At 49.0% G+C, this 1,893-nt stretch carries 1 protein-coding gene; it reads left to right on the forward strand.

Going from position 1 to position 1,893, the window contains the following annotated elements; genetic code table 11:
• The first annotated feature begins 200 nt into the window (after positions 1-200).
• Positions 201-1,730, forward strand: a complete 1,530-nt coding sequence (locus RTX25_RS14440; RefSeq protein ID WP_312654613.1) for an IS1182 family transposase — start codon at positions 201-203, stop codon at positions 1,728-1,730.
• The last annotated feature ends 163 nt before the right edge of the window (positions 1,731-1,893 follow it).

Genomic DNA, 1,893 nt, shown 5'->3' on the forward strand with positions numbered 1-1,893 from the left:
AAAGGGGCTGTTGCAAAATAGCCCCTTTGTCATGCAGATAGTTACCTTGCGGTTTCCATCTGCATTTTTCTTTGAAAAACAGTCTAAAAAGTAAGAGGAACTGGCTCGTAGAGCCAGTTCCAATAGGTTATAATTGAATTATGAGAAACAAATCAACCCTCTATAATTTTAACCGCAATGTCCCATCTTTGCAACTCTCGATGAACTTTGATGTGGACGCCGTGATTCCAGAGGATGGCAAGGTCAGACTGGTGTGCAATATCGTGGAAAGGATGAATTTAAGCACAGTTTTAAGCGCCTACTCTTCCAAGGGTAGAAAGCCGGTTCTTGACCCAATCACCTTCCTCAAAGTGATTCTGTTCTGCTACAGCGAAGGCATCTTCCACAGCCGGAAGATCGAGACTTTCTGCAAGTTCGATCTCCGGGGTCATTTCATTCTTGGCGGGAAGAAAGCACCTGACCACAGCACGATTTGCCGCTTTGAGCAGATGCTGGCAGACCATAGCCAGGACCTCCTTACGGAGTTTGTCCAACTTCTGCAGGAAGACGGGCATGTGGACTTGAAGACCCTCTATATCGACGGGACAAAGATCGAGTCCACCGCGAACCGGTATACCTTTGTCTGGCGCAAGTCAGTGGAGAAGAACCAGAAGAAACTCATGGACAAGATAATCTGTGAGCTCGGACTGCCGGACGGCAGTACTCTGGATGAGGTTGAAGAGCACGTGAAGGACAGATTCAAAGAGGTCCGAAATCTCTGCAGCAGAAACAGGATTAAGTTTGTCTACGGTATTGGTCATCGGAAGACCCAGGAGCAAAGGGACTATGAGAGACTGAAGGAGGTCATGGAAAGATTCTCCGCCTACAGGAACCATCTCATGCTCATGGGAATCCGAAACAGTTATTCCAAAACCGACCACGATGCAACCTTCATGCGCATGAAGGAGGACCACATGCTCAACGGGCAGCTCAAGCCGGCCTACAATATCCAGCTGGCCTCCAGTGGAGCCTTTATCGTCGGGGTCATGGGCAGTCAGAAGTCCAATGACCTGCATACCCTGAAACCCTTCCTGGATCAGATGCTTCCCGCGTATGGGAAATCTCTGAAGAACATCGTGGCTGACGCCGGCTATGAGAGTGAAGAGAACTACGGCTATCTGGAAATGAAAAACCTGACGGCCTACATCAAGCCATCTAACTATGAAACGAAGAAGAAGCGAATAGCAAAGCAGAACATCGGCCGCAGGGAGAACATGATCTACTTGGAGGACAAGGATGTCTATGTCTGCAAGGCGGGAAAGCACCTCGCAAGAGGTAGGGACCGGAAAACGAAAACCGCTTCGGGATTTGTGGATACCGTCTGGACTTACACCTGTCGTGAATGTGAGGCGTGTCCTCACGCCTCGGAGTGCATCAGAACCAGAAATAATGTAAACTCCACCCATAAGAGCATCCAGTTCTCCCCGTCATTTGAGCAGCACAGGATGCAGTCTGAAGCCAATATTATGTCTGATGCGGGAATCAACCACCGGATCAACCGTTCCATTCAGGCGGAGGGTGCCTTTTCGAAACTGAAGGACGGCCTGGGATACACAAGATTCCGCCACCGCAGCATGAAAAAGGTGGTCTCGGACATCGTTCTGGTCGCTCTGGGCATCAATCTCAACAAACTACACAGTAAGATCCTGAACAATCAGACGGAGATCATCGCGTACAAAAAAACAGCTTAGACCAGATGCCGATATCGCAAGGACTAGGCTTATTTGTCATGCGCTTGAAACGGTTCGTCCGAACCGGGTCTCATTTTTTCGAATCCCTAAAACCGTCCAGATATCAACGGACAACAGAAAGGAGCCGTTATAAAACCAGGTTACCTAGTTTTGCAACGACTCC

Origin of the sequence: Proteiniclasticum sp., assembly GCF_032054185.1 — a bacterium.
In the GTDB taxonomy this organism is placed as follows: Bacteria; Bacillota; Clostridia; order Clostridiales; family Clostridiaceae; genus Proteiniclasticum.

Coding starts and splice junctions, on each gene's coding strand:
- RTX25_RS14440 (WP_312654613.1), top strand. CDS start 201: ATGAACTTTGATGTGGACGCCGTGATTCCAGAGGATGGCAAGGTCAGA.